Origin of the sequence: Bradyrhizobium sp. CCBAU 11386 (genome assembly GCF_028128955.1) — a bacterium.
Taxonomy (GTDB): Bacteria; Pseudomonadota; Alphaproteobacteria; order Rhizobiales; family Xanthobacteraceae; genus Bradyrhizobium.
This window is the reverse complement of record NZ_LBKA01000257.1, coordinates 224,052-250,490: the sequence shown is the minus strand read 5'-3', so window position 1 is coordinate 250,490 and position 26,439 is coordinate 224,052. Positions and strand designations below refer to the sequence as shown.

26 protein-coding genes, 1 tRNA gene and 1 riboswitch are annotated in these 26,439 nt (G+C 65.9%); of the genes, 17 read left to right on the top strand and 10 right to left on the bottom strand.

Annotated features, from left to right (window positions below; all coding sequences use genetic code 11):
• Window positions 1-186 precede the first annotated feature (186 nt).
• Window positions 187-696, bottom strand: a complete 510-nt coding sequence (locus tag XI09_RS39350; RefSeq protein WP_271571703.1) for a GcrA family cell cycle regulator — start codon at window positions 694-696, stop codon at window positions 187-189.
• A gap of 456 nt (window positions 697-1,152) precedes the next feature.
• Between XI09_RS39350 and XI09_RS39345 the strand changes: the two genes are divergently transcribed.
• The 3 genes from XI09_RS39345 (at window position 1,153) to XI09_RS39335 (ending at window position 4,515) form a co-directional block, all read left to right on the top strand.
• Window positions 1,153-2,361, top strand: a complete 1,209-nt coding sequence (locus XI09_RS39345) for an aspartate aminotransferase family protein (protein WP_271571702.1) — start codon at window positions 1,153-1,155, stop codon at window positions 2,359-2,361.
• Window positions 2,361-3,284 (top strand): ornithine carbamoyltransferase, encoded by a 924-nt coding sequence (gene argF, locus XI09_RS39340; RefSeq protein ID WP_011083918.1) that lies wholly within the window; start codon window positions 2,361-2,363, stop codon window positions 3,282-3,284. Before XI09_RS39345 ends, argF begins: the two co-directional genes overlap by 1 nt.
• Before the next feature lie 223 nt (window positions 3,285-3,507).
• Window positions 3,508-4,515 carry an Hsp33 family molecular chaperone gene (locus XI09_RS39335; RefSeq protein ID WP_271571701.1) on the top strand — a complete coding sequence of 336 codons (1,008 nt, stop codon included), beginning with the start codon at window positions 3,508-3,510 and terminating at the stop codon, window positions 4,513-4,515.
• A 1,032-nt stretch (window positions 4,516-5,547) separates the two neighbouring features.
• Here the strand turns inward: XI09_RS39335 and apaG are convergent.
• Window positions 5,548-5,940, bottom strand: a complete 393-nt coding sequence (gene apaG / locus XI09_RS39330) for a Co2+/Mg2+ efflux protein ApaG (RefSeq protein WP_028172741.1) — start codon at window positions 5,938-5,940, stop codon at window positions 5,548-5,550.
• 198 nt (window positions 5,941-6,138) lie between these two features.
• Here apaG and XI09_RS39325 point away from each other — a divergent pair, with 198 nt between their 5' ends.
• The 3 genes from XI09_RS39325 to XI09_RS39315 are packed head-to-tail and all read left to right on the top strand — an operon-like array spanning window position 6,139 to window position 9,155.
• Window positions 6,139-7,386 carry an OpgC domain-containing protein gene (locus XI09_RS39325; RefSeq protein ID WP_271571700.1) on the top strand — a complete coding sequence of 416 codons (1,248 nt, stop codon included), beginning with the start codon at window positions 6,139-6,141 and terminating at the stop codon, window positions 7,384-7,386.
• Complete coding sequence (locus tag XI09_RS39320) at window positions 7,386-8,165, top strand: SGNH/GDSL hydrolase family protein (protein WP_271571699.1); 780 nt, start codon at window positions 7,386-7,388, stop codon at window positions 8,163-8,165. Before XI09_RS39325 ends, XI09_RS39320 begins: the two co-directional genes overlap by 1 nt.
• Before the next feature lie 12 nt (window positions 8,166-8,177).
• Window positions 8,178-9,155: an SGNH/GDSL hydrolase family protein gene (locus tag XI09_RS39315; protein WP_271571698.1), complete on the top strand. Its 978-nt coding sequence runs from the start codon at window positions 8,178-8,180 to the stop codon at window positions 9,153-9,155.
• A gap of 71 nt (window positions 9,156-9,226) precedes the next feature.
• Here XI09_RS39315 and XI09_RS39310 read toward each other — a convergent pair whose 3' ends face one another.
• The gene (locus tag XI09_RS39310; protein WP_271571711.1) at window positions 9,227-10,414 is read right to left on the bottom strand and encodes an O-succinylhomoserine sulfhydrylase; all 1,188 of its coding nucleotides are present in this window, start codon (window positions 10,412-10,414) and stop codon (window positions 9,227-9,229) included.
• 74 nt (window positions 10,415-10,488) lie between these two features.
• Window positions 10,489-10,568, bottom strand: a riboswitch (SAM riboswitch).
• 80 nt (window positions 10,569-10,648) lie between these two features.
• On the opposite strand from XI09_RS39310, the gene XI09_RS39305 reads away from it, so the two are divergent.
• The 4 genes from XI09_RS39305 to XI09_RS39290 all read left to right on the top strand — a co-directional run bounded on the left by XI09_RS39305 (window position 10,649) and on the right by XI09_RS39290 (window position 15,795).
• Window positions 10,649-11,785, top strand: coding sequence for a 2'-deoxycytidine 5'-triphosphate deaminase (locus XI09_RS39305; protein ID WP_442869654.1), 1,137 nt, complete (start codon window positions 10,649-10,651; stop codon window positions 11,783-11,785).
• Window positions 11,786-12,062: 277 nt separating this feature from the next.
• Window positions 12,063-13,115 carry a hypothetical protein gene (locus XI09_RS39300; protein ID WP_271571696.1) on the top strand — a complete coding sequence of 351 codons (1,053 nt, stop codon included), beginning with the start codon at window positions 12,063-12,065 and terminating at the stop codon, window positions 13,113-13,115.
• Between the two features lie 386 nt (window positions 13,116-13,501).
• Entirely contained in the window at window positions 13,502-14,947 is a 1,446-nt protein-coding gene (locus XI09_RS39295) for an MATE family efflux transporter (RefSeq protein ID WP_271571695.1), read from the top strand.
• Window positions 14,948-15,087: 140 nt separating this feature from the next.
• Window positions 15,088-15,795: a hypothetical protein gene (locus tag XI09_RS39290; RefSeq protein ID WP_271571694.1), complete on the top strand. Its 708-nt coding sequence runs from the start codon at window positions 15,088-15,090 to the stop codon at window positions 15,793-15,795.
• Between the two features lie 102 nt (window positions 15,796-15,897).
• Here the strand turns inward: XI09_RS39290 and XI09_RS39285 are convergent, their stop codons facing one another.
• From XI09_RS39285 to XI09_RS39260, 6 genes are all read right to left on the bottom strand, one after another.
• Entirely contained in the window at window positions 15,898-16,389 is a 492-nt protein-coding gene (locus XI09_RS39285) for a hypothetical protein (RefSeq protein ID WP_271571693.1), read from the bottom strand.
• A gap of 113 nt (window positions 16,390-16,502) precedes the next feature.
• Complete coding sequence (locus XI09_RS39280) at window positions 16,503-16,904, bottom strand: SRPBCC family protein (protein WP_271571692.1); 402 nt, start codon at window positions 16,902-16,904, stop codon at window positions 16,503-16,505.
• A 149-nt stretch (window positions 16,905-17,053) separates the two neighbouring features.
• Complete coding sequence (locus XI09_RS39275; protein WP_027542326.1) at window positions 17,054-17,413, bottom strand: VOC family protein; 360 nt, start codon at window positions 17,411-17,413, stop codon at window positions 17,054-17,056.
• Between the two features lie 103 nt (window positions 17,414-17,516).
• The gene (locus XI09_RS39270; protein ID WP_271571691.1) at window positions 17,517-17,876 is read right to left on the bottom strand and encodes a hypothetical protein; all 360 of its coding nucleotides are present in this window, start codon (window positions 17,874-17,876) and stop codon (window positions 17,517-17,519) included.
• Window positions 17,877-18,005: 129 nt separating this feature from the next.
• On the bottom strand, window positions 18,006-18,845 hold the full coding sequence (locus XI09_RS39265; RefSeq protein WP_271571690.1) for a helix-turn-helix transcriptional regulator: 840 nt from the start codon (window positions 18,843-18,845) through the stop codon (window positions 18,006-18,008).
• Window positions 18,846-18,854: 9 nt separating this feature from the next.
• Window positions 18,855-19,433, bottom strand: coding sequence for a methylated-DNA--[protein]-cysteine S-methyltransferase (locus XI09_RS39260; RefSeq protein ID WP_271571689.1), 579 nt, complete (start codon window positions 19,431-19,433; stop codon window positions 18,855-18,857).
• A 172-nt stretch (window positions 19,434-19,605) separates the two neighbouring features.
• On the opposite strand from XI09_RS39260, the gene XI09_RS39255 reads away from it, so the two are divergent.
• Window positions 19,606-19,679 (top strand) — tRNA-Gly (locus XI09_RS39255).
• Between the two features lie 3 nt (window positions 19,680-19,682).
• Here the strand turns inward: XI09_RS39255 and XI09_RS39250 are convergent.
• Entirely contained in the window at window positions 19,683-20,675 is a 993-nt protein-coding gene (locus tag XI09_RS39250; RefSeq protein WP_271571688.1) for an alpha/beta fold hydrolase, read from the bottom strand.
• A gap of 173 nt (window positions 20,676-20,848) precedes the next feature.
• On the opposite strand from XI09_RS39250, the gene XI09_RS39245 reads away from it, so the two are divergent.
• The 6 genes from XI09_RS39245 (at window position 20,849) to xylA (ending at window position 26,433) form a co-directional block, all read left to right on the top strand.
• The gene (locus XI09_RS39245; RefSeq protein ID WP_271571687.1) at window positions 20,849-21,430 is read left to right on the top strand and encodes a helix-turn-helix domain-containing protein; all 582 of its coding nucleotides are present in this window, start codon (window positions 20,849-20,851) and stop codon (window positions 21,428-21,430) included.
• A complete protein-coding gene (locus tag XI09_RS39240) occupies window positions 21,430-21,942 on the top strand; it encodes a GNAT family N-acetyltransferase (RefSeq protein WP_271571686.1) in 513 nt (170 codons plus the stop codon). Before XI09_RS39245 ends, XI09_RS39240 begins: the two co-directional genes overlap by 1 nt.
• 2 nt (window positions 21,943-21,944) lie before the next feature.
• The gene (locus XI09_RS39235; RefSeq protein WP_271571710.1) at window positions 21,945-22,409 is read left to right on the top strand and encodes a GNAT family N-acetyltransferase; all 465 of its coding nucleotides are present in this window, start codon (window positions 21,945-21,947) and stop codon (window positions 22,407-22,409) included.
• Between the two features lie 105 nt (window positions 22,410-22,514).
• Entirely contained in the window at window positions 22,515-23,573 is a 1,059-nt protein-coding gene (locus XI09_RS39230; protein ID WP_271571685.1) for a LacI family DNA-binding transcriptional regulator, read from the top strand.
• Between the two features lie 82 nt (window positions 23,574-23,655).
• Window positions 23,656-25,110 carry a xylulokinase gene (gene xylB / locus XI09_RS39225; RefSeq protein WP_271571684.1) on the top strand — a complete coding sequence of 485 codons (1,455 nt, stop codon included), beginning with the start codon at window positions 23,656-23,658 and terminating at the stop codon, window positions 25,108-25,110.
• Complete coding sequence (xylA, locus tag XI09_RS39220) at window positions 25,111-26,433, top strand: xylose isomerase (protein WP_271571683.1); 1,323 nt, start codon at window positions 25,111-25,113, stop codon at window positions 26,431-26,433. It abuts the gene before it with no gap.
• Window positions 26,434-26,439: the final 6 nt, after the last annotated feature.

Below are 26,439 nucleotides of genomic sequence, written 5' to 3'. Positions count from 1 at the left end.
TCCATAATCACAGGACGTGGTTGTTGCGCGAAAAAGGTAACTCCGAGTCCCCGTAACCACATCTTGCGGTGGCTATGGGTCCCGGATCTGCGCGCGCTCTTGGCGCGCTTGTCCGGGACGACATCGAGTTGGCAGAGCCGTCATCGCGTAACGGCGTCGTCTTTGCAGTCAGCTAGATCCGCTAACTCACCGCGAGGGCTTGGCCGGTGCGCGCCGGCGATCCGCGGCCGGCTGATACGCCACGCGCGAGTGCTGGGCGCAGTAGGGCAGGCCCGACAGCGCCTTGCCGCCGCAGAAGAAGAAATCCGGGCTCGAGGGATCGCCGACCGGCCAGTGGCAGGTCGCCTCGTTCAGCTCCAGCAGCGACAGCCGCTGGCTCATCGGCACCACGTTGTCGTAGGTGAGCGGTTCGGCCTCCACCTCGACCTCGAAGGCCTGCGCCAGCGCGGTGTTGCCACGCGCGATGGGGCGGCTGACCCGCATCATGTGCTGCGCGGGGCGCGCCTTGCGCGGCCGCGGAGCCGCCGATGACGGGCTCTTGGCGCGGCCGGACAGGCCGAGCCTGTGCACCTTGCCGATCACGGCATTGCGGGTCACGTTCCCGAGCTCGGCTGCGATCTGGCTGGCCGATAATCCGGCCTCCCAGAGCTTTTTCAACTGCTCGACGCGATCGTCGGACCAGGTCAAAACCGTCATTGCACCCTTTCCCTCGCCGTGCGGCTGCCATCCTGGCGCCTCGCGGCGAATGCCTAAGCCTCGAAAAACCCGTGCCGTCAGAATCCCTTAAGGCTCGCCGGGCGCACCAGATGCGCCCGAACGTTTACGCCGGTACATGAGGACTTAGAGGATCAGAACTGCAGCACGAGATGTCGTATCTGACAAGCCAAACGCTACAATATGGCGTGACTCACGCGCAAGAGTCCGCCGACTCGCTTCCACATGTTCCGTGGCCAAAACCCCGCAAATTCGGCACCGCAAGACTACGGATTCGGCGTTTCGTGAGGCTTTCGGGCGGCATTGACACCCGGTTCACCAGGCCTAAGATAGTGGCGCGTGCCGCCCTTAAAAGGCGGCACGTTTCGTTTTCCGGGCCGGTCAATGGTGCGTTGCGCAATGCACGCGTCACACCGTCCGCAACATCAAGTGACCGTCATGACTAACAGCGCAGCGCCGCATTTGCTCCCCGTTTTCGCAAGGGCCGACCTCGGTTTCGAGCGCGGAGAGGGCTGCTGGCTGATCGCGACCAACGGCGATCGCTATCTCGATTTTACCTCCGGCGTCGCGGTGAACGCGCTCGGCCACGCCCATCCCGCGCTGGTCAAGGCGCTGCAGGAGCAGGCGACAAAACTCTGGCACATGTCGAACCTGTTCCAGAGCCCGGACGGCGAGAAGCTCGCCGTGCGCCTGTGCAATGAGAGCTTCGCGGACTTCGTGTTCTTCTGCAATTCCGGCGCCGAAGCGCTGGAGGGGGTGATCAAGTTGGTCCGCCATCACCACTTCTCCAAGGGGCATCCGGAACGCTACCGCATCATCACCTTCGAAGGCGCCTTCCACGGCCGCACGCTGGCGACGCTGGCCGCAACGGGATCTGCAAAATATCTCGAAGGTTTTGGTCCGCCGATGGATGGCTTCGATCAGGTCCCGCATGGCGACATCGAGGCCGTCAAGAAGGCAATCGGTCCGCAGACTGCCGGCATCCTGATCGAGCCGATCCAGGGCGAGGGCGGTGTGCGATCGGCGACGCCGGGTTTTCTCAAGGCGCTGCGCCAGCTCTGCGACGAGAAGGGCTTGCTGCTCGCCTTCGACGAGGTGCAGACCGGCATGGGCCGCACTGGCGATCTCTTTGCGCACCGGCGCACCGGCGTCACGCCTGACGTGATGTCGCTGGCCAAGGCGCTCGGCGGCGGCTTTCCGATCGGCGCGGTGCTGGCGACCGCGGAGGCGGCGGCCGGCATGGGGCCCGGCTCGCACGGCTCGACCTTCGGCGGCAATCCGCTGGCGATCTCGGCTGCGAATGCCGTGCTCGACGTCATGCTCAAGCCCGGCTTCTTCGACCACGTGCAGAAGATGTCGCTGCTGCTCAAGCAGAAGCTCGCTTCCGTGATCGACCGTCATCCCGACATCGTCAGCGAGGTGCGCGGCGAGGGACTCCTGATCGGCATCAAGGCCGTGGTGCCATCAGGCGATCTCGTCGCGGCGCTGCGCGACCAGAAGCTGCTCACGGTCGGCGCCGGCGACAATGTCGTGCGTTTCCTGCCGCCCTTGATCGTCACCGAAGCCGAGATCGAGGACAGCGTCGGGCGGCTCGAGCGCGCCTGCGCCGCGATCTCGTCCAGTCAGACCAAGCGGGCGGCAAGCTGATGAGCAAGTCGCCGAAGCACTTCCTCGATATCAACGAGCTCCCGCTGTCGGAGCTCAAGAGCATGCTCGACGCCTCCTCCGCCATGAAGGCGAAGCAGAAGGCGCATCAGCCGGTGAGGCCGCTCGAAGGCAAGACGCTGGCGATGATCTTCGAGCGTCCCTCCACGCGCACCCGCGTCTCGTTCGACGTCGCCATGCGCCAGCTCGGCGGCGAGCCCATCATGCTCACCGGCGCCGAGATGCAGCTCGGCCGCGGCGAGACCATCGCCGACACCGCGCGCGTGCTGTCGCGCTATGTCGATGCCATCATGATCCGCATCCTCAACCACGACGCGCTGCTGGAGCTTGCGGCCAACGCGACCGTGCCCGTCATCAACGGCCTGACCCGGCGCTCGCATCCCTGCCAGGTGATGGCGGACCTCCTGACCTACCAGGAGCACCGTGGCCCGATCGAGGGCCGGACGGTGGCCTGGACCGGCGACGACAACAACGTGCTGGCGTCCTGGGCGCATGCCGCCGAGCGCTTCAAGTTTCAGCTCAACGTCGCAACGCCTCCGGAGCTGGCGCCGAAGAAGGCGATGCGCGACTGGATCAAGGCTTCAGGCGCGCCGATCATGCTCGGCACCGATCCGGAAGCCGCCGTGCGCGGCGCCGATTGCGTCGTCACCGACACCTGGGTGTCGATGGGCGACAAGGAAGGCGAGCACCGCCACAACGTGCTCAAGCCGTACCAAGTCAATGCCAAGCTGATGTCGCTGGCCAAGCCCGACGCGCTGTTCATGCATTGCCTGCCCGCCCATCGCGGCGAGGAAGTCACCGACGAGGTGATCGACGGCCCGCAATCGGTCGTGTTCGACGAGGCCGAAAACCGCCTGCACGCGCAGAAGGGCATTCTGGCCTGGTGCTTCGACGCGGTGAAGTAGGTGCTGGTTGGCGTTTCGCTGGCCGCAAATACGACTCGTCGTCCCGGACAAGCGCAGCCCTGGCAACGCGCAGCGTTGTCCAGAGCGGAGCGCCGATCCGGGACCCATAACCACAGGAAGTTGTTTGGCGATGACTCGGAGTTGTCATCTCGCGGGACGACACTGAGTTTGAGGCTGCTCGCCCCCCTTCCATTTCCCACCCACCGACCCCAGATAGACGGCCATGGATTCCGAATCCCCTGACATGAAAACCGGGCCCGAAGGCCCGGTTCGCGCACCATCAGCAGTTCCGATCGACGACGCCGTGCTGCCCTACGAGGTCGACGCGCTCGACGTGCGCGGCCGGCTGGTGCGGCTCGGCCCGGCGCTCGACGACATCCTGACCAAGCACGATTATCCCGCTGCCGTCGGCAAGCTGCTCGGCGAGGCCATCGTGCTGACGACGCTGCTCGGAACGGCGCTGAAATTCGAGGGCCGCTTCATCCTCCAGGCCCAGACCGATGGTCCGGTGTCGTTCCTGGTCGTCGACTACATGGCGCCGGATCGCCTGCGCGCCTATGCCCGCTTCGATGCCGCGCGCCTCGGTGAGATCAGGGATTCCGGCACGCTGCTCGGCCGCGGCCATCTCGCCATGACCATCGACCAGGGCCCCGACATGAGCCGCTACCAGGGTCTGGTCGCGCTCGACGGCGGCAGCCTCGAAGACGCCGCCCACGAATATTTCCTGCGTTCCGAGCAGATCCCGACGCGCGTGCGTCTTGCGGTCGGCGAGGAGTGGCGCTCGAACGACGGCGGCAGGCATCGCTGGCGTGCCGGCGGCATGCTGATGCAGTTCTTGCCGAAGGCGCCGGAGCGTGCGCGGCAGGCGGATTTGCATCCCGGCGATGCGCCCGAGGGCGTCGAAGTGCACAGCGTCGCTGAAGACGACGCCTGGGTCGAGGCACGCTCGCTGATCGAGACCGTCGAGGATGTCGAGTTGATCGATCCGGAGCTGTCCGGTGAGCGGCTGCTCTACCGCCTCTTCCACGAGCGTGGCGTGCGCGTGTTCAATCCGCTGGTCCTGAAGGCGCAATGCTCCTGCTCGCGCGACGCGGTCGCCTCGATGCTGAAGAGCTTTTCGCCGGACGATCGCGCCGCGATGGTCAAGGATGACAAGGTCGTCGTCACCTGCGAGTTCTGCTCGTCGGTCTACGATTTCACGCCGGATGAGGCGGGCGTAGAGGACGCGTAACAGGGCGCGGTCGTAGCCCGGGTGAGCGCAGCGATACCCGGGGATTCCATTCGCAGAGATCCCGGATGTCGCTTCGCTCATCCGGGCTACATGCCCTCGTGATCCGACGGGCAAGACACCCGCGAGGGCTGTCAATCCGCCTGCGCGAAAAATATTCCGCTTTACCGAAGTTCGGATTTGTCGTATGTGTCGCCCATCCCGGCTCACCCAAGAGGGGCGATCTTGTGTCGTCACGTGTCGCGAGCCGGGCTTGCGGTGGACGCGGCAGCGTCGGGCGCGAGAGGTTAGGGGCAGGGCGGATTGCTCTCCGTGAGCCCAAAACTTCGTGCCAGATGAGCGGCGCTGTCAGGTTCGTCTCGCCAGCAAGTTTCCGGCTCCGTCGACAGGGCCGGGAAAACTGCGGCGAAATGGCGGGCCGTGCGTACGGCAAAACCGTGTGGTCCTGGCCGTCGTTGCTACGGTCAAGCGCTTGCGGAGGCGGCAGTCGCGTCAACCGGCGCGGTGCCGGTGAATTCCGCGGGAGTAAGGGAGGCCAGAAGGAACTCGGCTCCCGGGAGAGCGCGGCATAAGCCGTCCAACCACTGCGCAGGGAAGGCCGAGTGATTGGCTACACCTGTATGCTGCTGTGCGGTCTCCTTTGCGCTACATTCGCGCAGCAGACCGCGGGTGCCAGCCGGCACCCGGCCTTCCCTGCGCCCTCTTGGCTTTAGAGGGTGGAGCGACGAAGCAAAGCTCGGGCGAAATCAGCCGCGAGGATGCGAAGGCGTGTCTGCGAGTTGAGGTGAGAGTTGGAGGATGCCGACGATGCACCTTGCTCCGTCATTGCGAGCGCAGCGAAGCAATCCAGACTGCCGCCGCGGAAAGACTCTGGATTGCTTCGCTGCGCTCGCAATGACGGGATTGGGGAAGCTGCGCGCCAGGAACTCGGACATCGTAGGGTGGGCAAAGCGAAGCGTGCCCACCATCTTTAAGCGTGACCATCGAAATGGTGGGCACGGCGCTTTGCGCCTTTGCCACCCTACGGCACCGCCCCTAGTTCAACACCCGCTTGTTGTCCGGGCTATCGAGCGAAAACGTCGGCACGTCGATCTCGAAGCGTTCGCCGCTTTCGCTGACCATCTGGTAACGGCCGGTCATGAAGCCGGAGGCGGTCGAGAGCGGCACGCCGGAGGTATATTCGAAGCGCTCGCCGGGGGCCAGGGTCGGCTGCTCCCCGACCACGCCCTCGCCCTTCACCTCCTGCTGCCGGCCGGTGGCGTCGGTGATGATCCAGTGCCGCGTCTTGAGCTGCACGGTCTCCTCGCCCGAATTGGTGATGACGATGGTGTAGGACCAGAAATAGCGGGAGCGGTCGGCCGACGACTGTTCCGGAACAAAGTTCGGCTCGACGGTCACTTCGATCTGGCGGGTCACGGCGCGGTACATAGCTGCCATCATAGCGAAAACCCGGCCGGGAACCAAACGCCGCAGGCGGCTTTCGCGACATCGAACCGTCAGAATTCGCGGAGAAGTACACCCCCAGGGAAGACACCCTTATGTGATCTGGCCGCTTTGCGAGACGACGGCCGGACCGGTACACTCCTTTTTTAACGTCGCGATTTGCGCGAGGGTTTTTTGGCCCCGATGACCATTGCCGACCAAGTGACGGGAACGACGATCGCGGGAGCCAAGCCTGTGGACGCAAAGCCGCGCGCGGCCGCGCCGGCCATCTCGCTGCCCGCCATCGGCGAGCGCGAACTCCGGCTCGACCTGTTCCGCGGCCTCGCACTGTGGCTGATCTTCATCGACCATCTGCCGACGAGTCTGCTGACCTGGTTCACGATCCGCAATTACGGCTTCAGCGACGCCACCGAGATCTTCATCTTCATCTCCGGCTACACCGCCGCCTTCGTCTACGGCCGCGCGATGCTGGAGAGCGGCGTCGTCATCGCCACTGCGCGCATCCTGCGCCGGGTCTGGCAGATCTATGTCGCCCACGTCTTCCTGTTCACGATCTTCCTCGCAGAGATCTCCTACGTCGCGACCAGCTTCGAGAACCCGCTCTACACCGAAGAGATGGGCATCATGGACTTCCTCAAGCAGCCCGACGTCACCATCGTGCAGGCGCTGCTGCTGCGCTTCCGTCCGGTCAACATGGACGTGCTGCCGCTCTACATCGTGCTGATGCTGGCGCTGCCTTTGATCCTGTGGTCGATGAAGTGGAAGCCCGATGTCACGCTCGGCCTCTCGGTCGTGCTCTACGCGGTGACCTGGGAATACGACCTCTACTTCTCCGCCTATCCGAACGGCTTCTGGGCGTTCAATCCGCTGGCCTGGCAATTGCTTTTCGTCTTCGGTGCATGGTGTGCGCTCGGAGGTGCGCGGCGCATGTCGCGTATTCTGGCTTCACCGGTGACGATGTGGATCGCGATCGCCTATCTCGCGGCGGCGTTCTACGTGACGCTGAGCTGGTACCTGCCGCAGCTCTCGCATCTGATGCCGAAGCGGCTCGAGCAGTGGATGTATCCGATCGACAAGACCGATCTCGACGTGCTGCGCTTCACGCATTTCCTGGCGCTGGCCGCGCTCACCGTGCGCTTCCTGCCGCGGGACTGGCCGGGCCTGAAATCGCCCTGGTTGCGGCCGCTGATCCTGTGCGGCCAGCATTCCCTGGAGATCTTCTGCCTCGGCGTCTTCCTGGCCTTCGCCGGTCATTTCATCCTGGCCGAGGTCTCCGGCGGCGCCGTCATGCATGCGGTGATTAGTCTCTCCGGAATCCTGATCATGTGGGGCGTCGCCTGGGTGATTTCGTGGTACAAGCGCGTAGCTGACAAGAGCGGTGCGAAAACCAAAAACGCCGTCGGCAACGCCGATATGGCGGGAGGGGGCTGATGAAGGCGAAGGTTCTCCTGAGCCTGATCCTGCTATGCGGTGGCCTCGCCGCGCCTTCGGCGCGCGCGGACGATGCTGCGCCGGCCGCTCCGGCCGCACCCGCAGCCTGCGAATTGCCGTCCTATCTGCTCACCAGCGAAAGCCAGCTTCCCAAGGTCGCCGATGCCATCAAGGGCGGCAAGCCGCTCGAAATCCTGGTCATCGGCAGCCGCTCGACCACGATTCCGGCCTCCGAGGACGCTTCCTATCCGGCACGCATGCAAGCCAATTTGAAGGACAAGCTGCCGCCGTCGGAGGTTGTGCACGTCTCCGTAGAAATACAGAGCAAGAAGACGGCAGAGGAGGCGGCCGCCAGCTTCGTTAAGCTGATGGAAGCAAAAAGGCCTACTTTGGTCATCTGGCAGACCGGGACCGTGGATGCTATCCGAGCCATCGATCCCGATGATTTTCGCGGCGCGGTGACCGAAGGGGTTTCCGCATTGCAAAATGCAGGGGCTGACGTCGTGTTGATGAACTTGCAGTACAGCCCGCGTACCGAAACCATGATCTCGGTGCCGCCCTATCTCGACAATATGCGGGTGGTGGCACAGGAGCACGACATCCCGCTGTTCGACCGTTTCGCGATCATGCGGCAGTGGAACGATCAGGGTCAGTTCGACCTGTTCAGCCCGTCCCGCGGGCCTGAGCTGGCGAAACAGGTCCATGATTGCCTTGGCCGGGCGTTGGCACAGTTCGTGATTGACGCTGCCCATCTGGGGCCGGCCCAGCAGCAGAATTGAGGTCTAGCGTTAATGAGTTCTCTCCGCCCTTTTTGCCTGACGGCATGGCTGGCTGCGCCCGCGGCAGCGGCGCTGCTGGTGCTGACGCCTGTTTCGCAGTCGCGCGCGCAGGCGCAGGCGACGCCCGCGCAGACCGCTAATCCCGCCCCCGCATCGCCCTCCCAGACCACCGTCGCCGCGACGTCCCCCGAACAGCGCGGCATCACCGCGCGTGCCATCGACAAGGTGAAGCAGGTCGCCAAATCCGCCGGCGACGTCTTCAACCGCGTCCCCTGCCTGCCGCCGAAGGGCGGCTCGAAGGCGATGGGTTCGCTGCCGCATGTCGCGAACAAGCTCGTCGCCGGCCAGCCCGTCGTGATCGTCGCGTTCGGCTCGTCGTCGACCGCCGGCTATGGTGCGAGCTCGCCCGATTTCAACTATCCGAACCGCCTCGCCGCGCAGCTGCGCCGGCAATATCCGACCGCCGACATCACCGTCATCAATGCCGGCGTCGGCGGCGAGGACGCGCCCGAGATGATGAAGCGCCTCCAGAAGGAGGTGATCGACGTGCATCCGGATATGGTGATCTGGCAGGTCGGCACCAACGCCGTGCTGCGCAACCTCGATCCCGGCGACACCGCGAAGATGGTCGAGGACGGCATCTCCCGCATCCAGGCCGCCGGCGGCGCCGATATCGTGCTGGTCGATCCGCAATATTCGCCGGCCGTCAACCAGCGCAAGGAGAACGCCGGCAAGATGGTGAAGCTGCTCGGCAAGGTCGCCGAGCTCCGTCACGTCGGCATCTTCCCGCGCTTCGAGGTGATGCGCGACTGGCACGAGAACCAATCGATCCCGGTCGAGAGCTTCGTCATCGCCGACGGCCTGCACATGAACGATTGGGGCTATGCCTGCTTCGCCCAGCTGCTCGGCGACGACATCATCCGCTCCGTCGGCCAGATCAAGCTCGGGGTCAACGTGCCCGGGGATGTGCGGGCGTACCGGCCGATGTAGGGAAGCGAATGGGGAATGGCGAATAGCGAATGGGGATTTCTACTCGCCATTCGCTACTCGCTATTCGCCCCTCACGCCTTCTCCAGCGCCGCCGTCAGATCCTCGATCAGATCGTCCGCGTGCTCGAGCCCTGCCGAGAAGCGGATGAAACCCTCGCTGATGCCGAGCGCGGCGCGGTCTTCCGGCTTCAGGCGCTGATGCGTCGTGGTCGCCGGATGCGTGACGAGGCTCTTGGCGTCGCCGAGATTGTTCGAGATCTTCGCAAGCTTGAGCTCGTTGAGCACGCGGAACGCGGCCGCCTTGCCGCCCTTGACCTCGAAGCCGACCAGCGTCGAGCCGCCGCGCATCTGCTTCTTCACCAGCGCCGCCTGCGGATGATCGGCGCGGCCGGGATAGATCAGCCGCGAGATTTTGGGATGGCTCGCCAGCACCTCGGCGACGCGGGCCGCGGTGTCGGTCTGCGCGCGCACGCGCACGGCCAGCGTCTCCAGGCCCTTGAGCAGAACCCAGGCGTTGAACGGCGAGATCGACGGCCCGGTCTGGCGCATGAAATTGTGGAGGTGCTCGGCGATGAAGGCTTCCGAGGACAGGATGATGCCGCCGAGGCAGCGGCCCTGGCCGTCGATGTGCTTGGTCGCGGAATAGACCACGACGTCGGCCCCTAACGCGAGCGGGCTCTGCCAGATCGGGGTCGCGAACACGTTGTCGACGACGAGCCGCGCGCCGCCCTTGTGCGCGATCTCGGCGATCCCGGGGATGTCGAGCACGTCGAGCGTCGGATTGGTCGGGCTCTCCAGGAAGAACGTCTTGGTGTTCGGTCGCAAGGCCCGCTGCCACTGGTCGAGATCGAGGCCGTCGACCAGCGTGGTCTCGATGCCGTAGCGCGGCAACAGGTCCTGAATGACGTAGAGGCACGAGCCGAACAGCGCGCGGGAGGCGACCACGTGGTCGCCGGCCTTCAGCGGCGCCAGGATCGCGGTCGTCACCGCGGCCATGCCGGTCGCGGCCGAACGCGCCGCCTCGGCGCCCTCGAGCTCGATCATGCGGCGCTCGAACATCGCGATGGTGGGGTTCGAATAACGCGAATAGATGAAGCCGGGGTCCTCGCCCTTGAACCGCGCTTCGCACTCCTCGGCGCTGTTGTAGACGTAGCCCTGGGTCAGAAACAGCGCCTCCGACGTCTCGCCAAATTGCGAGCGCAGGGTGCCGGAATGGACCAGGCGGGTTTCGGGACGGTAAGTGGCAGGCGACTTCGACATAGGTACCTCCGACATGACCGTCTCGTCGAAAACGGTCACAAAAAAACCGGCCTGGATATATCCACGGGCCGGGATCACAGAGGTCCCCGGCCTGTTTAGCGACTTATTTAACGTGGCTGCAAGCCGGCCGGCTCAAATCACCACGGGATAAGTGATGCTCATATTCCGCAATGGCCTTTCCGTCAAGGCGTCCATCGGATAGCCGTAAAAGGCCAGTATTTCCCACATGTCCGGATGCGTTTGACCCCTGACGAGGACCCCCGGTTGAGTTTCACGATCGCCGCCGACGCCAATGGTATCCTGCCCGACCGCATGATCGCGGCGATGGCGGAGGGCGGCCTCATCCTGCCCGCCTATGACTTCGTCGAAAGCCAGATCCAGCCGGCGAGCCTCGATTTGCGCCTCGGCGACATCGCCTATCGCGTCCGCGCCAGCTTCCTGCCCGGTCCCGGCGCCACGGTGGCCGAGCGCATCGACGAGTTGAAGCTGCACGAGTTCAGCCTCGCCGACGGCGCGGTACTGGAGACCAACTGCGTCTACATCGTGCCGCTGCTGGAAAGCCTCGCGCTGCCGCCGGAGATCGTCGCGGCCGCGAACCCGAAGAGCTCGACGGGCCGGCTCGACGTCTTCACCCGCGTGATCGCCGACGGCACCCGCCGCTTCGACATGATCGGCGCCGGCTATCACGGCCCGCTCTATGCCGAGATCAGCCCGAAGACGTTTCCGGTGCTGGTGCGCGAGGGCTCGCGCCTGTCGCAGGTGCGCTTCAGAACCGGTGACGCCATCCTCAATGCCGACGAGCTCGATGCGCTGCATGCGTCCGAGCGCCTCGTCGACATCGACGATGCCGATCTGTCCGGCGGCGTCGCCGTCTCCGTCGATCTCTCCGGCGAGAAGGCCAGCGGCTTCGTCGGCTACCGCGCCAAGCGCCACACCGGCGTGGTCGATGTCGATCGCCGCTCCGGTTACGCGGTCGACGACTTCTGGGAGCCGATCTCAGCCCGTCCCGACGGCAGCCTGATCCTCGATCCCGGCGAGTTCTACATCCTCGCCTCGAAAGAGGCCGTGCAGGTGCCGCCCGACTTTGCCGCGGAGATGGTGCCGTTCGATCCGCTGGTCGGCGAATTCCGCGTGCACTATGCCGGCTTCTTCGATCCCGGCTTCGGCTATGCCGGCGCCGGCGGGTTGGGATCGCGCGCCGTGCTGGAGGTGCGCTCGCGCGAGGTGCCGTTCATCCTCGAGCACGGCCAGATCGTCGGCCGCCTCGTCTACGAGAAGATGCTGGCCCGCCCCGACGCGATGTACGGCCAGCGCATCGGCTCGAACTACCAGGCGCAGGGCTTGAAGCTGAGCAAGCATTTCCGGGTGTAGCGCTATTCCGTAGCCCGGATGAGCGTAGCGACATCCGGGAGCTGTTTCCCCGCATATCGCTTCGCTCATGCGGGCTACAATCCAAGCAAATTTGCCACCGCCGTCATTCCCCGCGAAGGCGGGGAATCCAGTACGCCGCGGCGTCTCGATTCAATCACAGCCGCCTCTGGAATACTGGATCGCCCGCCTTCGCGGGCGATGACGCCGAGCTTGTGGCATGTTGCGCCGTCCCATCCGCGATGACACACTCCCGCAAAACAACAAGCCGGGAGCGAACATGACCACGCCAGCCGACTCCGCGCAGGACGCCCAATGGAAACGCTGGCGCGCGGTCGCCGATCTCTATCACGCCTACTTCACCGGCCTCATCCTGACCGTGGTCACGCGTCGCGGCACGGCGGATGCCGCGGAGTTCGTCTTCCGCGTGTTCCGTCGCCAGCAGCAGGAGCGGTTCCTGCCGGGGCTTGAGAAGCTCGGCCTCAGCCATCTGCCGCCGGCGGTCGCGGCTGCTCAATATCACTATCTCTCCAACTGGATCGGCGGCGTGCATGTCGAATACATGTATGAGAGCGACGTTAAGGCCTGGATCCGCTATCCGCCGCCGCGCTGGATCTGGAAGGGCACCGCGATCTGCGGCGTGCCGGGCGAGGTCTCTCGCGCAATGCTGCGCGGCTGGCACGCCAACAACGGTGTTGCGCTCGGGGATCTGCGCCTCGGCTTCGTCTGCACCAAGCAGAGCGTCGACGGCCAGGACGGGCTCGAAGGCTATTATCATCAATACGACCATCCGCTCGAACTCGACCAGCGACTGGTGTTCGCACGGCACCTCGAAGCGCCGCTGTTCGACGCGAAGACCGCGCCGGCGCTGCCGGTCGCGAGCTGGCCGAAGCCACGGCTGGAAAAAGCCTACCGCAACTATGCGATGGAATATGTCCGCACTGCCGCGCCCGTGATGGTGCAGCTGTTCGGCCCGGAGGATGCCGGCTATCTGCTGCATCTCACCGGCAGGCTGATTGGGATGCAGTATTTCGACGAGGTCGCGGCGGCGCTCGCGATGAGCCGCGGCGGCGCGAGGGAATTCGCATCGTTCCTGAGCGCGTTGTTCGCCGCGCAGGATGATGCCGCCGAGACGGCGCAGTCGGAAGGCACCTTTGAAATCCGTCAGCAGAGCTGGAAGCTGATGGACGACGTCGCTGATTATCACGGCGCCTGCGCCAAGGTGCTGGAGGGATTGTTCGAAGGGCTGGCTGCCGGATGCGGGCGGCACATCGGCGTGCATATGCGGCCGCCGGCAGGCGGGCGACCGCCGCTGGTCTGGACGATTGAATAGTCGACGGTGTCGCTTCGCCTCTCCCCGCGTGCGGGGAGAGGCCGGAATTTGCGAGAGCAAATTCCGGGTGAGGGGGAGTCTCCGCGAGTCCAATTCTCACCGTCGACGCGGATAGAGCCCCTCACCCCGACCCTCTCAGCGCGAGCAAAGCTCGTCGCGGCCCCGTACGAACGGGGAGAGGGAGAACGAAGCGTGCGGGGAGAGGGAGAAGAGCCGCAATTCCACCCACTGAAATGCGCTGCCGCAGGGCACGCCTGCATCAGGCGCAGGAGGAATCGCTACGCGCCGTGCTAACAAGCCTCTCACCGCGCCTTATGCGCGAAGAAATTGATTGGCACACCTAGTCATTGCCGCGCCGCAAATGGCGCTCGTGCCCGGGAGAGGACATGTCCGACATCGCCGAAATCCCGGTCGATGAACAAGAGCGCCCGCTGCCGCCGCCGCCGCGTCCGGTGAAGAGCGCGCTGACCGACGGGCCGATCCTGCGCACGCTGCTCTCCCTCGCCTGGCCTAACGTGATCGCGCTGTCGGCCGGCACCTGTACCGTGATCGCTGAGACCTCCTACATCGGCAGGCTCGGCGTCGAGGCGCTGGCCGCGATGGCGCTGGTGTTTCCGACAGTGATCCTGACCATGACGATGTCGGGCGGCGCGATGGGCGGCGCGGTGGCCTCCGCCATCGCACGCGCGCTCGGCGCCGGTGACCGCGAGCGCGCCGGCACGCTCGCCGCGCATGCGATGCTGATCGGCATCAGCTTCGGTCTCGTCTTCATGCTGGGCATGCTGATCTTCGGACCCAGGGTGCTCGAAATGCTCGGCGGCCGCGGCGATGTGCTCACGCATGCGATCGCCTACACGCAGGTTTTTTTCGGCGGCGCCGTGCTGCCCTGGCTGCTCAACACCATGGCGGGCATCTTGCGCGGCACCGGCAACATGAAGCTGCCGTCGTTCCTCATCCTCAACTCCGCGGCCTGGCAGATCCTGCTCGGCGGCACGCTCGGCCTCGGGCTCGGGCCGGTGCCGCAGTTCGGCATGCGCGGCGTCGCCGCCGGAGCGCTGATCGCCTATTCATTCAACATCTGCATCATGGGCTGGTACCTGTTCTCAGGACGCGCGCGGATCGCACCGAAGCTGCGCGGCCTGCGCATCCAGTGGGCGATGTTCTTCGACATCCTGAAGGTCGGCGCCATCGCCTGCTTCTCGCCGCTGCAATCGGTGCTGACGATCTCGATCTTCACCCACATGCTGGCGAAGTTCGGCACCGCCATCCTCGCCGGCTACGGCATCGGCGCACGGCTCGAATTCCTGCTGACCTCGATCGCATTCTCGTTCGGCATCGCCTCGGTGCCGATGGTCGGCATGGCGGTCGGCGCCGGCCGCATCGTGCGCGCCCGGCGCATTGCCTGGATCGCGGGTGCGAGCGCATTCGTCGCCGTCGGTGCGCCGGCGTGCCTGGTCGCGCTGTTCCCCGATCTCTGGGTCAACATCTTCACCGACAGCGCGACGGTGCGCGCCACCAGCCACCAATATCTGTCCACGGTGGCGCCGTTCTACGCCTTCATCGGGCTCGCCTCGACGATGTATTTCTCCTCGCAAGGCGCGGCCAAGGTGATCGGCCCGGTGCTGGCGCAGACCGCGCGGCTGATCTACATCTCGGCCACCGGCTGGTGGCTGTCGACGCATGACGCCACCGCGCAGAGCTTCTTCTGGCTGGCCGCGAGCTCGATGGTCGTGCTGGGCCTGCTGTCGTGCTCCAGCGTGGTGCTGACCCGCTGGGGACCACGCGAGAGCAAGCCCGCGATCACGCCGGCTCTTTCGGCCGCGGCCGATTAGGGCGCGCGCCGGATTTTTGTTTCTGAATGTTTCCGTCGGTTACCTGGCAATGCCGGGTAACCGAAGCTGCGCCATGCCGAAGGCTCCGCGCCAGCTCCTGGCGACAACTTCGCCGCGAGTCCATCAGCACGGAAGCCACCATGACCTCGATTTCGGCGCTCTCCTCCCACCACCACCACTCATCGCCGTTGCAGCGGCTGCAGGATGAACTGCAAGCGGAAGTCAGCTCCGGCGCGATCAGTTCGTCCGATCAGTCGGCGCTGTCGTCCGCGCTCAGCGACATCGATTCCGCCTTGCAATCGGGCCGCGCGAGCGATCAGTCCAGCGGCAGCGGATCATCGCCTGACGCTATCAAGTCCAAGATCGACGATCTCATCCGGAAGGAAGTTTCAGACGGCAAGCTGACCGACCAGCAGGCCACCGAGCTGCAGGGTATTTTCAAGGCGGCGTTCTCCCAGGGACCGGGCGGGGCAGGTGGACCGGAAGGACCAGGCGGACCGCCGCCCGGCGGGCCTCCTCCCGCCAACGCCACGGACAGTTCGTCGAGCGGCAACTCGGTGGTGGACATGCTTCAGCAATTCCTGGATTCTCTGAAGAGCCTGCTCACGGATTCGACCTCGTCCAGCACGACGGGATCGAGCGGCACGACGGATGCGAGCGAATCTTCCTCGACCACCGCCACGGACAGTTCGTCGAGCGGCAAGTCGGCGACGGACCTGCTTGAACAATTTCTTCAGTCGCTGAAGAACTCGCTCACGGATCCGACCTACAGCGCGGCGCAATCGAGGGACCAGACGAATGCAAGCGACCCGTCGATTTCCGGCGTCCTCATCGACGATCGGATCTGATATCGGCGACGCATCATAGGCTTGCCTCGGCGCAACCATCCTTCGAGCCCCCGAAGGGTGGTTGCTTCGTTGCTGCTATTGCCAGCAACGATGCCGCGCGATCTAGCGATGCTTGTGGCGGCGATGGCCGCCACCGCCGCCGACATTGGCGAGCCGCATCAATTGCGGGATCATCGCCATCATGTCGCCGCCACTGGTGCCGCCGAGCATGCCCATGATGTCGCCGCCGCCCATGCCGCCGAGCCCCGTTGGCATATAGCCGCCTCCGCCCATCGGCGTGTAGCCGCCATAATTGGGCGCACCAAACCCGCCGCCGAGATTGCCGCCGCCGAGGCCGCCGAAGCCGCCGCCACCGTTCTCCATCATTCGGCTCATCATCGGACCCATGGTCTGCATCAGCATGGCGAAGCGGCGCTTGCCCATCTTCGCCTTCATCATCTCCAGCATCGGCGCCATCTGGGTCATCATGTCCTCGCCGCCGGCACCTCCGCCGCCACCGAAGCCTGCGAGCTGCGCCTTCGCCGGCGAGCTTGCGACCGAAAACATCAGCAGCACGGCGGCTGCCTGGCAGATCACCTTGTCCGCACCTCTCATGGCATGCTTCTCGCGTGCGTGGCTTCGCCGGGAGAGCAGAGCCAACGGGACGCACGCGGCCATGGTTACGGCCGAGGAGGGGAGAGCTCCGTGAGAAAAGTCACAGAGGTCAGTCAGGCCGCCGCGGATGGAAACGCCTTGTGCATGGCGGCCACGGCTTCCTTCGTCTGCCCCTGGACATACGGCGCAAGCTCGTTTGGCAGCATGTCGATGATCCAGACCAGACGGCACCGCGCATCGCCGTCGGCGATCACCTGCACCGAGGCGCTGTAGTGCTTCAGCCGCTCGTTGTTGATGGCATAGACGAGGCGCTGTCGCGCATCGTCGCAATCGACCAGCACCTCGCGCGCGACGGACCCGTTGGCGAAGGTGACGATACGTGCATCGCCATCGAGCGTGCAGGCCGTGACGAAGCCCGGCACCAGCCGCCGGTGCAGCGCGCCGAAATCGCGCACCGCGTCCCAGACGTCGCGCGCGGGGACATTGAGGGGGACGTCGTTGTGGATGGAGGCCATTAGGTGGGTATCCTTGATTTCGACAGGTCGTCGCCTCAAACACCGTCATTGCGAGCGAAAGCGACGCAATCCAGAGATGTTTCCGCGGAAGCAGTCTGGATTGCTTCGTCGCAAGAGCTCCTCGCAATGACGGTGCTGGCGGCTAAAGCTCACACACAAACCGCCTCGACATTGTTGCCGTCCGGATCGATCAGAAACGCCGCGTAATAGGTCGGGCTGTAATCCTTGCGCGGGCCGGCGCCGCCATTGTCGCGGCCGCCGCTCTTCAGGCCCTCGCTGTGGAACGCCTTGACCGCGTCATGAGTTCCGGCGCGAAACGCGATATGCGCGCCGTCGGCCTTCCGCCCCTTGTTCAGGTGCAGCCACAACGCCGGCTCGCCCTTCGGCCCGAAGCCGGCATAGCCGTCGCCGCTCGAGCACAGGACGTAGCCGAGCGGCGCCAGCACCGCGGTGTAGAAGCGCGTGGCGGCATCGAGATCGGCTACGCGAAGTCCGATGTGGTCGTACATGTTCGTCTCCATTGCAAAGCGCGCCGCGAGTGGCGCACGCCGGAGACGAACCTAGTCAATCGAGGGCAGGCCGCTCTTGGAGAATCTTGCGCATCCCGCCCGGCTAGTTCGCCGGTGCCTCTGCCTGCCACCGGATCACCCGTCTCAGATGATAGACCTGAACCCACATGTTCGCTCCAATCACGCTGATCGTTGCGACGATCAGGGCTGTGAGCTTTTGCGGGGCATGAAGGGCGAGGACGAGCAGGAACACGGAAAGGGCCGCCGTCACGCCGAAGCTGAACCAGAGCCCAACGAGGCGTGGTGCAAACCAGGCCGGCTGACCGTCGGTGTCCCACTGCATCGGAATCCTGCGCGAGCTGATCTGGCGGCCGTAATAGACGGCACAGCCCGCGATGAAGGCGAGGCCGACTACAAGCGCGATCAGCGTGGCCGCAATCACGTCACTCGAGGAACTGTCCATCTGCCGGCTCGCCGCCTTGAAGGGCGCCAAATCGCCCTTTGGTTGTAATACCGCGCGATGTACCGCAAGCGCCAGTGCGTCGCACCTGTCTGGTCAACAGACTGTTACCTGCGATGCGGCCCGTGTGTCTCAGTTGAGGACGAGTCGTTCCCCGAAGATCCTGCGCTCGCCCTTCGACGCCTGGCGGAACTTCGTCGGCGACACGCCGGCGGCGCGATGGAAGGTGCGGACGAAATTGGAGAGATCGCCGAAGCCGACGTCATAGGCGACGTCGGTGACCGCGATGTCGTCGTCGGTGAGCAGGCGCGCAGCGTGCCGCAGCCGCGAGCGCACCAGATATTGATGCGGGGTGACGCCGAGCACGGCCGAGAACAGCCGCAGGAAATGGAACGGGCTGAGCCCCGCCTGCCGCGCGGCCTGTTCGAGGTCGACCTCGGCATGCGAGTTGGCGTCGATCCACAGCGCGGCTTCGACTGCGCGGCGGCGGTCGCGTGCGGTGGGCGTGGCCGGCTTGCGCGCCTTGCCCGAGACGACGTCAATGAAACGGCCGGCGAGGATCTGGCCGACCTCGTCGAGGCCCAAATCGCTGTTGCCATCTGCCGCCGTCTGGGCGAGCTCGCCCAGCACCATCAGTTCGGGCAGCGGCGGCGTCGCACCGGCCTGCCAGACGTCGGAGCGTCCGCCGAGGGTGTCGACGAGGTCCTCGCTCAGGAAGAAGCCCAGGCAGACGTCGCCGCTGACATGCTCATGCGTGCAGGTGTATTCCTCGCCGGGGGCGCCGACCAGCATCGAGCCGGCCACCAGCTCGAAGAAGCCGGCGCGGCAATGGCAGCCGAAGCTGCCGGAGCGGACATAGGCGATGGAATGGCCGGTGCGACGCTCCGGGAACGGCTTGTCGTCCGGTCCGGCATCGCAGCGGAACTCGGAGACCGTCATCGAGCGTGTCGTCAAAAGCGTGGTCGCATCCATGCCACCTATCTAGGTGGAGGGCCTCGGTGGGGCAACGGGCAGCAGCACCTCGAACAGCGTCTTGCTGGCGACCGGATGGGCGCCCTCGAGCGCCAGCAATCTCCGTTTGGAGATCACCCCGCCATAGGGCGAGAGCCGGTCGGTGTAGTTGCCGGCCTCCAGCACCCGGTGGCAGGGCACGATCAGCATGTAGGGATTTTTCGCGACCGCCTGCGCCACCGAATGCGCCGCGCCGGAGGCCCCCAGCGCCTTGGCGATCTCGTGATAGGTGCGCGTCTCCCCGCGCGGGATCGTGCAGGTGTACTCGTAGACCCGCCGGTTGAAGCCGGGCACGCCGCCGGCATCCAGGCTGACGTCGGAAAAGTCGGGATCGCTGCCCTGCAGCAGGCCCACGATGCCCTCGATCGCAAGCTCGGCATTCAGCGGAGGCTGCTGCTCGCGCGCCTCGGGATGGACTGCGAAAATCCGGCGGCGGGTGTCGATCTCCCGCGCCTCCGGCAATTGCACGGCCACGACGCCGGTGCTGCTCCAGATGATGCCGCAGCGGCCGATTGCCGTGTCGAATATCGCGTAGCCACGCCCCACCATGCACACGCCCCACTCAGTGCACGTTTCTCCCAGACACGAGATCATAACACCGCCACAATCCGGCGCACCTGGAATCTTGCTGAAACGTTAAGAAGCGTCCGGCCCGGCGCGCCAAACCGCTTGGCGGGACGCGCCGTCTCGGCTAATCAGGACGGGCGTGAGCAACGCATCCGCGGGCGTAGTTCAATGGTAGAACGGCAGCTTCCCAAGCTGCATACGAGGGTTCGATTCCCTTCGCCCGCTCCAACTTTAGTCCGGCAGGCTTCGCAGAAACTCGACGATCGCAGCGTTCACCTCCGCCGGCCGCTCCTGCTGCGTCCAATGTCCGCAACCCGGCAGCATCCTGATCTCGCGCAACTGCGGCACAAACTGCTTCATGTTGGCGAGGAGCTCGGCGGTGCCGGGGAAGGCGAGGACCATGTCGTGGTCGCCGGCGATGAAGAGTGAAGGCACCGTCACCTTCACACCCTCGAAGGCCGCCATCAGCTCCCAGTTGCGATCGATGTTGCGGTAGTAGTTGAGCGGCCCGCGAAACCCGCTGCGGGCAAATTCGGCGCCGTAATGGTCGAGGTCGGCGGCGCTCAGCCATGACGGCAGCGGCACCTGCACTTTCGGCAACATGCCGTCCTTGCGCGAGACCATGCCGACGCCAACGGTCCTGCCGGCGCGCTCGGCATTGGCTCGAATTGCCGCCGCCCCTTCGCCGGAGCCGCCGAAGAGCATGGCGCCGAGCGTTGCGCGCGGATCCCGTTCGAACTCAGCTTCGGCGACCCCCGGCTCCTGGAAGTACAGCTGATAGAACTGCGCATCCGCGGTCTGCGGCATGACGCTCGTCGGCCGTACCGGACCGCGCGGCCGATATGGCACGCTGAGGATGGCGGCAGCGCGGAAGCGATCGGGCCGCAGGCGCGCCGTGTGCCAGGCGATCGTCGCGCCCCAGTCATGCCCGACGATGACGGCGTCCTTCGCCTCGAAGGCGTCGAGCACGCCGACGAGATCGCCAGCCATGTGGAGGATCGTGTACTGGTCGATCGCGTCGGGCCGGTCGCTCTTGCCGTAGCCGCGCATGTCGGGCGCCACCGCGTGGTAGCCGGCCGCCGCCAGCGCCGCGACCTGATGCCTCCAGGAGTACCAGCCTTCCGGAAAGCCGTGGCAGAGCAGCACCATCGGCCCGTTGCCCTGCTCGGCGACGTTGAGGCTGATACCGTTGGCCTTGATCGTCCGCTGCGTCGGCTCGCCCATCTCGCCGCCTCCCGATCATTTGTGGTTGGGGCGCATCCTAATCGGCCCTGCGAGCTCTGCAAAGATTCTAATATATTAGACTCCCGCTCGCGGCGTTCGCCTCTGTCCGCGCTAAGCTCCCTCTCGCCCTGACGGGTGCGGTCCTCGTGTCGGGCAATGTTCGGATGAAGACCATGGACCAGCAGAAACTCGATCGTGCGATCGGTCGTCGCTTGAAGACCCTGAGGACGCAGGCGGGCATGACGTTGAACGAACTTGCAGGCCGCTCCGGCGTCAGCCGGGCCATGATCGGGCGGGTGGAGCGGGCGCAGAGCAGTGCGACGGCGGCTCTGCTCAACAAGCTCTGTGCGGCGCTCGACGTCACGCTCAGCGACGTCGTCGCGCTCGCGGAGAAGCCGCCGGAGCGGCTGGTGCGGCTTGCCGACCAGCCGCATTGGCGTGATCCCGACAGCGGCTACCGCAGGCGCCATGCCTCGCCGCCGGATGCGGCAAGCGGCATCGAGATCATCGTCGTCGATCTGCCGGCCGGCGCGCGCGTCTCCTACAGCCCCTGGGGCCGCAACGCCTTCACCCAGCAGCTCCTGATGCTGGAGGGCGCGGTCTGCGTGCATATCGACGCCAAGACGGTTCGCCTGCGCGATGGCGACTGTCTCGACTTCGACGTGATGCGCGCGGTGACCTTCGAGAACGAAACCAAGCAGGACGCGCGCTACGTCATCATCACGCGGCGCGGCACCTCTTACGGGAAAATGTGATGTCGCTGATCGTGCGGGACGCAACGCTGGAGGATGCCGGAGATATTTTGGCCATCTACAACCATGCCGCGCTCAACACCACGGCGGTCTGGACCGATGGCCCGGTTGATCTCGATTCGCGGCGGGAGTGGATCCGCGCGCGACGGGAAGCCGGCTATCCCGTTCTGGTCGCCATGAAGGGCAGGGACGTGGTCGGCTTCGCGTCGTTCGGCGATTTCCGTCCCTGGCCCGGCTATCGCCACACGGTCGAGAATTCCGTCTATGTCGACGAGCGGCATCATCGCGCGGGCATCGGCCGCGGCCTGATGGTTGCGCTGATCGAGCGTGCCACGGCGCTGAACAAGCACACGATGGTCGCCGCGATCGAGGCCTCGAATTCCGCCTCGATCGCGCTGCACGCGTCGTTCGGCTTTGCCGAGGTCGGCCGCATGCCTGAGGTCGGCTGCAAGTTCGGCCGCTGGCTCGATATGGTCCTCATGCAGATGCGGCTTTCGAGCGGAGTGAGGCCGTGACGATGCAGATCCGGACCGGCGACACGTTCGATCCGCGCGTCGTCGCGCTGCTCGACCATCATGTCACGGCGGCGCGGGCGCAGACCGCGCCGGGCAGCGCCCATGCGCTCGATCTGGCGGGCCTTCGCGCGAGCGACGTCGCGTTCTGGACCGGATGGGACGGCGAGACGCTGGTCGCCACTGGCGCGCTGAAGACGCTTTCGGGCACCCATGGCGAGGTGAAGTCGATGCACACGCTTCAGACCACGCGGCGGCGCGGCTTTGGCGGCGAGATGCTCCGCCACATCATCACTCAAGCCCGCGCGCGTGGCGTAACGCGGCTCAGCCTCGAGACCGGCTCGTGGGACTATTTCAAGCCGGCCCACGCGCTGTACCGGGCGCACGGCTTCGTCCTCTGCGGTCCGTTCGAGGGCTATGTCGAGGATCCCAACAGCCTGTTCCTGACGCTGGATCTGAGCGGCAGCTGAGGCCGCCGACCAAGGTGGCTCCCCGGCGCAACCGGGGCTCGAAAATCACGACACGCCCCTCAAAATGAGTTGCGTACCTCAAAACACATCTGCTAGCCTTCAGCCATGGCCCAAGAGAGCTACTCCGACACGCTCACCGCCACCGCGCTGACCCTAAAGGACATCGCGCGCGAGGCGGGCGTGAGTCTGGCGACCGTGGACCGGGTCCTGCACAATCGCCCGGGCGTGCGGCCGGACACGGTCCGGCGCGTCAAAGAGGCCATCGAGCGCAATTCCTTCCAGCCGCATGTGGCCGCCGCAGAGCTCGCCCGCGGCCGCGCCCGCCGCTTTGCCTTCGTGATGCCGTCCGGGCCGAACCCGTTCATGCAGCAGATCGAGGCCTATCTCGGCGAGATGTCGGCGTGGCTCTCGGCACGTCGCCTGAGTGTCGAGATGGTCGCAACCGACGTGTTCGATCCCTCCGTGCTCGCGGTCTCGCTGGAGACGCTCTCGGGCGATTACGACGGCGTCGCCGTGGTGGCGCTGGATCATCCCGGCGTCCGCGCCGCGATCAACGATCTCGTCGATGCCGGCACCAGGGTGGTCACGCTGGTGTCGGACGTGCCGTCGTCACGGCGCCACCATTATGTCGGCATCGACAACATCGCCGCGGGGCGCACCGCCGGTGCGCTGGTCGGTCGGCTGGTCGGTCAGCGGTCCGGCAAGGTCGCCATTGTCGCCGGCTCGCAGGGCCTGCGCGATCACGCCGAGCGCATTTTCGGCTTCAACCAGGTGATGGCGTCGGAATTCCCTGGTCTCGCCGTGCTTCCGGTGCTGGAAGGGCGCGACGAGGACGAGCGTTCGGAGCAGCTGCTGGCCCGGCTGTTCGGCAGGCATGCTGACATTGTCGGCCTTTATAATGTCGGCGCCGGCACACAAGGCGTCGCCAAAGCGTTGAGCGACGCCGGCCGCGACAAGCAGGTGGTGTTCGTCGGGCACGACGTCACGGCGCTGACGCGCCGGCTGCTGTTGCAGGGCGTGATGGATGCCGCGATCTCGCAGAACCCCGGACATGAGGCGCGCGCCGCCGTGCGCGTGCTGCTCGCGCTCGCCCGCGGCGAGCCGATCTTGCGCGAACAGGAGAAGATCAGGATCGACATCGTGATGCGGGACAATCTGCCCTAGCGGCAGGCGATTTTCGAAACGGCCCGTGGCGGGGAAGGCGACGCAAGATCGCACGCCGCGACAGGTGAATGGGAGGGATGGCGTGTATCTCGGAATGGACATCGGTACGTCCGGTGTGAAGGCGGTGCTCGTGAGCGAAGCCGGCGCGATTTTCGCGACGGCGGCGCGCGAGCTTGCGCTGTCGCATCCCGCGCCGCTGTGGTCCGAGCAGGATCCCGACGCCTGGGTCGATGCGGCGACCGGCGCGGTCGATGATCTCGCATCCCGCCATCCGCGTGAGGTCGCGCGGGTAGCTGGCATCGGACTATCCGGCCAGATGCACGGCGCGACGCTGCTGGGCGAGAACGGCCGCCCGTTGCGCCCCGCGATCCTCTGGAACGACGGCCGCTCGCAGGCCGAATGCGGCGAGCTCGAGCGGCGCTGTCCGTCACTGCACGCCATCGCCGGCAATCTCGCGATGCCCGGCTTCACCGCGCCAAAGCTGCTCTGGGTCGCGCGGCATGAGCCGGACATCTTCGAGCGCGTCGCAAAAGTGCTGCTGCCGAAGGCCTATGTGCGCTATCGCCTCACCGGCGAGATGGTCGAGGACATGTCGGACGCCGCCGGCACGCTGTGGCTCGACGTCGGCCAGCGCCGCTGGTCGGAGGCTGTGCTGCAGGCCACCGGGCTCGATCTGCGCCACATGCCGCGCCTCGTCGAAGGCAGCGACGTCAGTGCTGTGCTCGCGCCGGACCTGGCGCAGCGCTGGGGCATGGCGAAAGGTGTCGTGGTCGCCGGCGGCGCCGGCGACTGTGCGGCGAGCGCGATCGGGCTCGGTGCCATCGCGCCCGGAGATGCGTTTCTGTCGCTGGGAACCTCAGGTGTGGTGTTCCGCGTCACCGATCGCTTTGCGCCGGCGCCGGCTTCAGCCGTGCATGCCTTCTGTCACGCGCTGCCCGGGCTCTGGCACCAGATGGGCGTGATGCTGTCGGCGGCGGCCTCGCTCGCCTGGCTCTCGGGCGTGATGGAGACGCCGGCCGCGGCGCTGCTGGCGCCGCTCGGCGAGCGCGTCGATGGGCCGAGCCCGATCAAATTCCTGCCCTATCTCGACGGCGAGCGCACGCCCCACAACGATGCCGCCGCCAGCGGCGCCTTCGTCGGTTTGCGCGGCGCGACCGGGCGCGGCCAGATCGTGCAGGCCGTGCTCGAAGGCGTCGCCTTCGCCGCGCGCGACAATCTGGCGGCACTGAGCGCAGCGAGCGGGCCGATCGTGGAAGTCGATCTCGTCGGCGGCGGCTCGCGCTCGCCGCTCTGGGCCCAGATCTGCGCCGACGTGCTCGGCATTTCCGTCCATCGCGTCGAGGAAGGCGAGGTGGGGGCCGCGCTCGGCGCCGCGCGGCTCGGGCGCCTTGCCGCCACCGGTGAAGATCCCGCCGAAGTTTGCACGCGCCCGCGCCGACTCGCGAGTTTCGCGCCCCGCGCATCCGTCACCGCCGCCTATGACGAGGCCTATCGTCGCTGGCGCGCGCTTTATCCCGCGTTGAAGGAGTCCGCTTAAGTGAACGCGTCAGCCAAATTCTTCGAGGCAAGCAAGCCTGTCGCCTTCGCCGGCCAGGATGCCGGACAAGCGCCCGCCTTCCGCTGGTACGACAAGGACCGCCTCGTCCATGGCCGCCGGCTCGAGGATCACCTGCGCTTTGCGGTCTGCTACTGGCACTCCCTCTGCTGGCCGGGCGGCGATCCCTTCGGCGGCGAGACGTTCCTGCGGCCCTGGCATCACGGCGCCGACGCGATGGCGCAGGCACGGGCCAAGGCCGATGTCGCCTTCGAGCTGTTCCGCCTGCTCGACGTGCCCTACTTCACCTTCCACGACGTCGATGCCGCGCCGGAAGGCGCTTCGCTCGCGGAGTCCGTCGCCAATCTCAACGCGATCGCCGATCTGTTCGAAGCGAAGATGGAATCGGCCAAAGTCCGGCTGCTCTGGGGCACCGCCAATCTGTTCACGCATCGCCGCTACATGGCGGGCGCCGCGACCAATCCGGACCCTGACATCTTCACCTACGCCGCCGGCCAGGTCCGTGCCGCGCTGGAGGTGACGCACCGGCTCGGTGGCCAGAACTATGTGCTGTGGGGCGGGCGCGAGGGCTACGAGACGCTGCTCAACACCGATCTCAAGCGCGAGCTCGACCAGCTCGGCCGCTTCGTCTCGCTCGTCGTCGAGCACAAGCACAAGATCGGCTTCAAGGGCCCGATCCTGATCGAGCCGAAGCCGAAGGAGCCGACCAAGCATCAATATGATTTCGACGTCGCCACCTGCTACGGCTTCCTCGCGCGCTACGATCTCCTCAAGGACGTCAAGCTCAACATCGAGCAGAACCACGCCATCCTCGCCGGCCATTCCTTCCATCACGAGGTCGCGCTTGCCGAGGCGCTCGGTGTGTTCGGCTCGCTCGACGTCAACCGCGGCGACGATCTGCTCGGCTGGGACACCGATCAGTTCGCGATGAACGTGGGCGAGCTGGCGCTGGTGTTCCACGAGATCCTGAACCGCGGCGGCTTCACCTCGGGCGGGCTCAATTTCGACGCCAAGATCCGGCGTCAGTCGATCGACCCCGACGACCTGATCCACGCCCATGTCGGGTCGATGGATGCCTGCGCGCGCGCCTTCCTCGCCGCCGCCGACATGCTCGATGCCGGCGTCCTCACCGCGCCGCTCGAAAAGCGCTACGAAGGATGGGCGAGCCCCGAGGGCCGCGCCATTCTCGGCGGCCAGCGTTCGCTCGCCGATCTCGCCGATCGTGCGCTCGGCCCCGGCTTCGACCCGCAGCCGCGCTCGGGACGGCAGGAATATCTGGAATCTCTCGTCAACCGCTACGTCTGAGCGAGG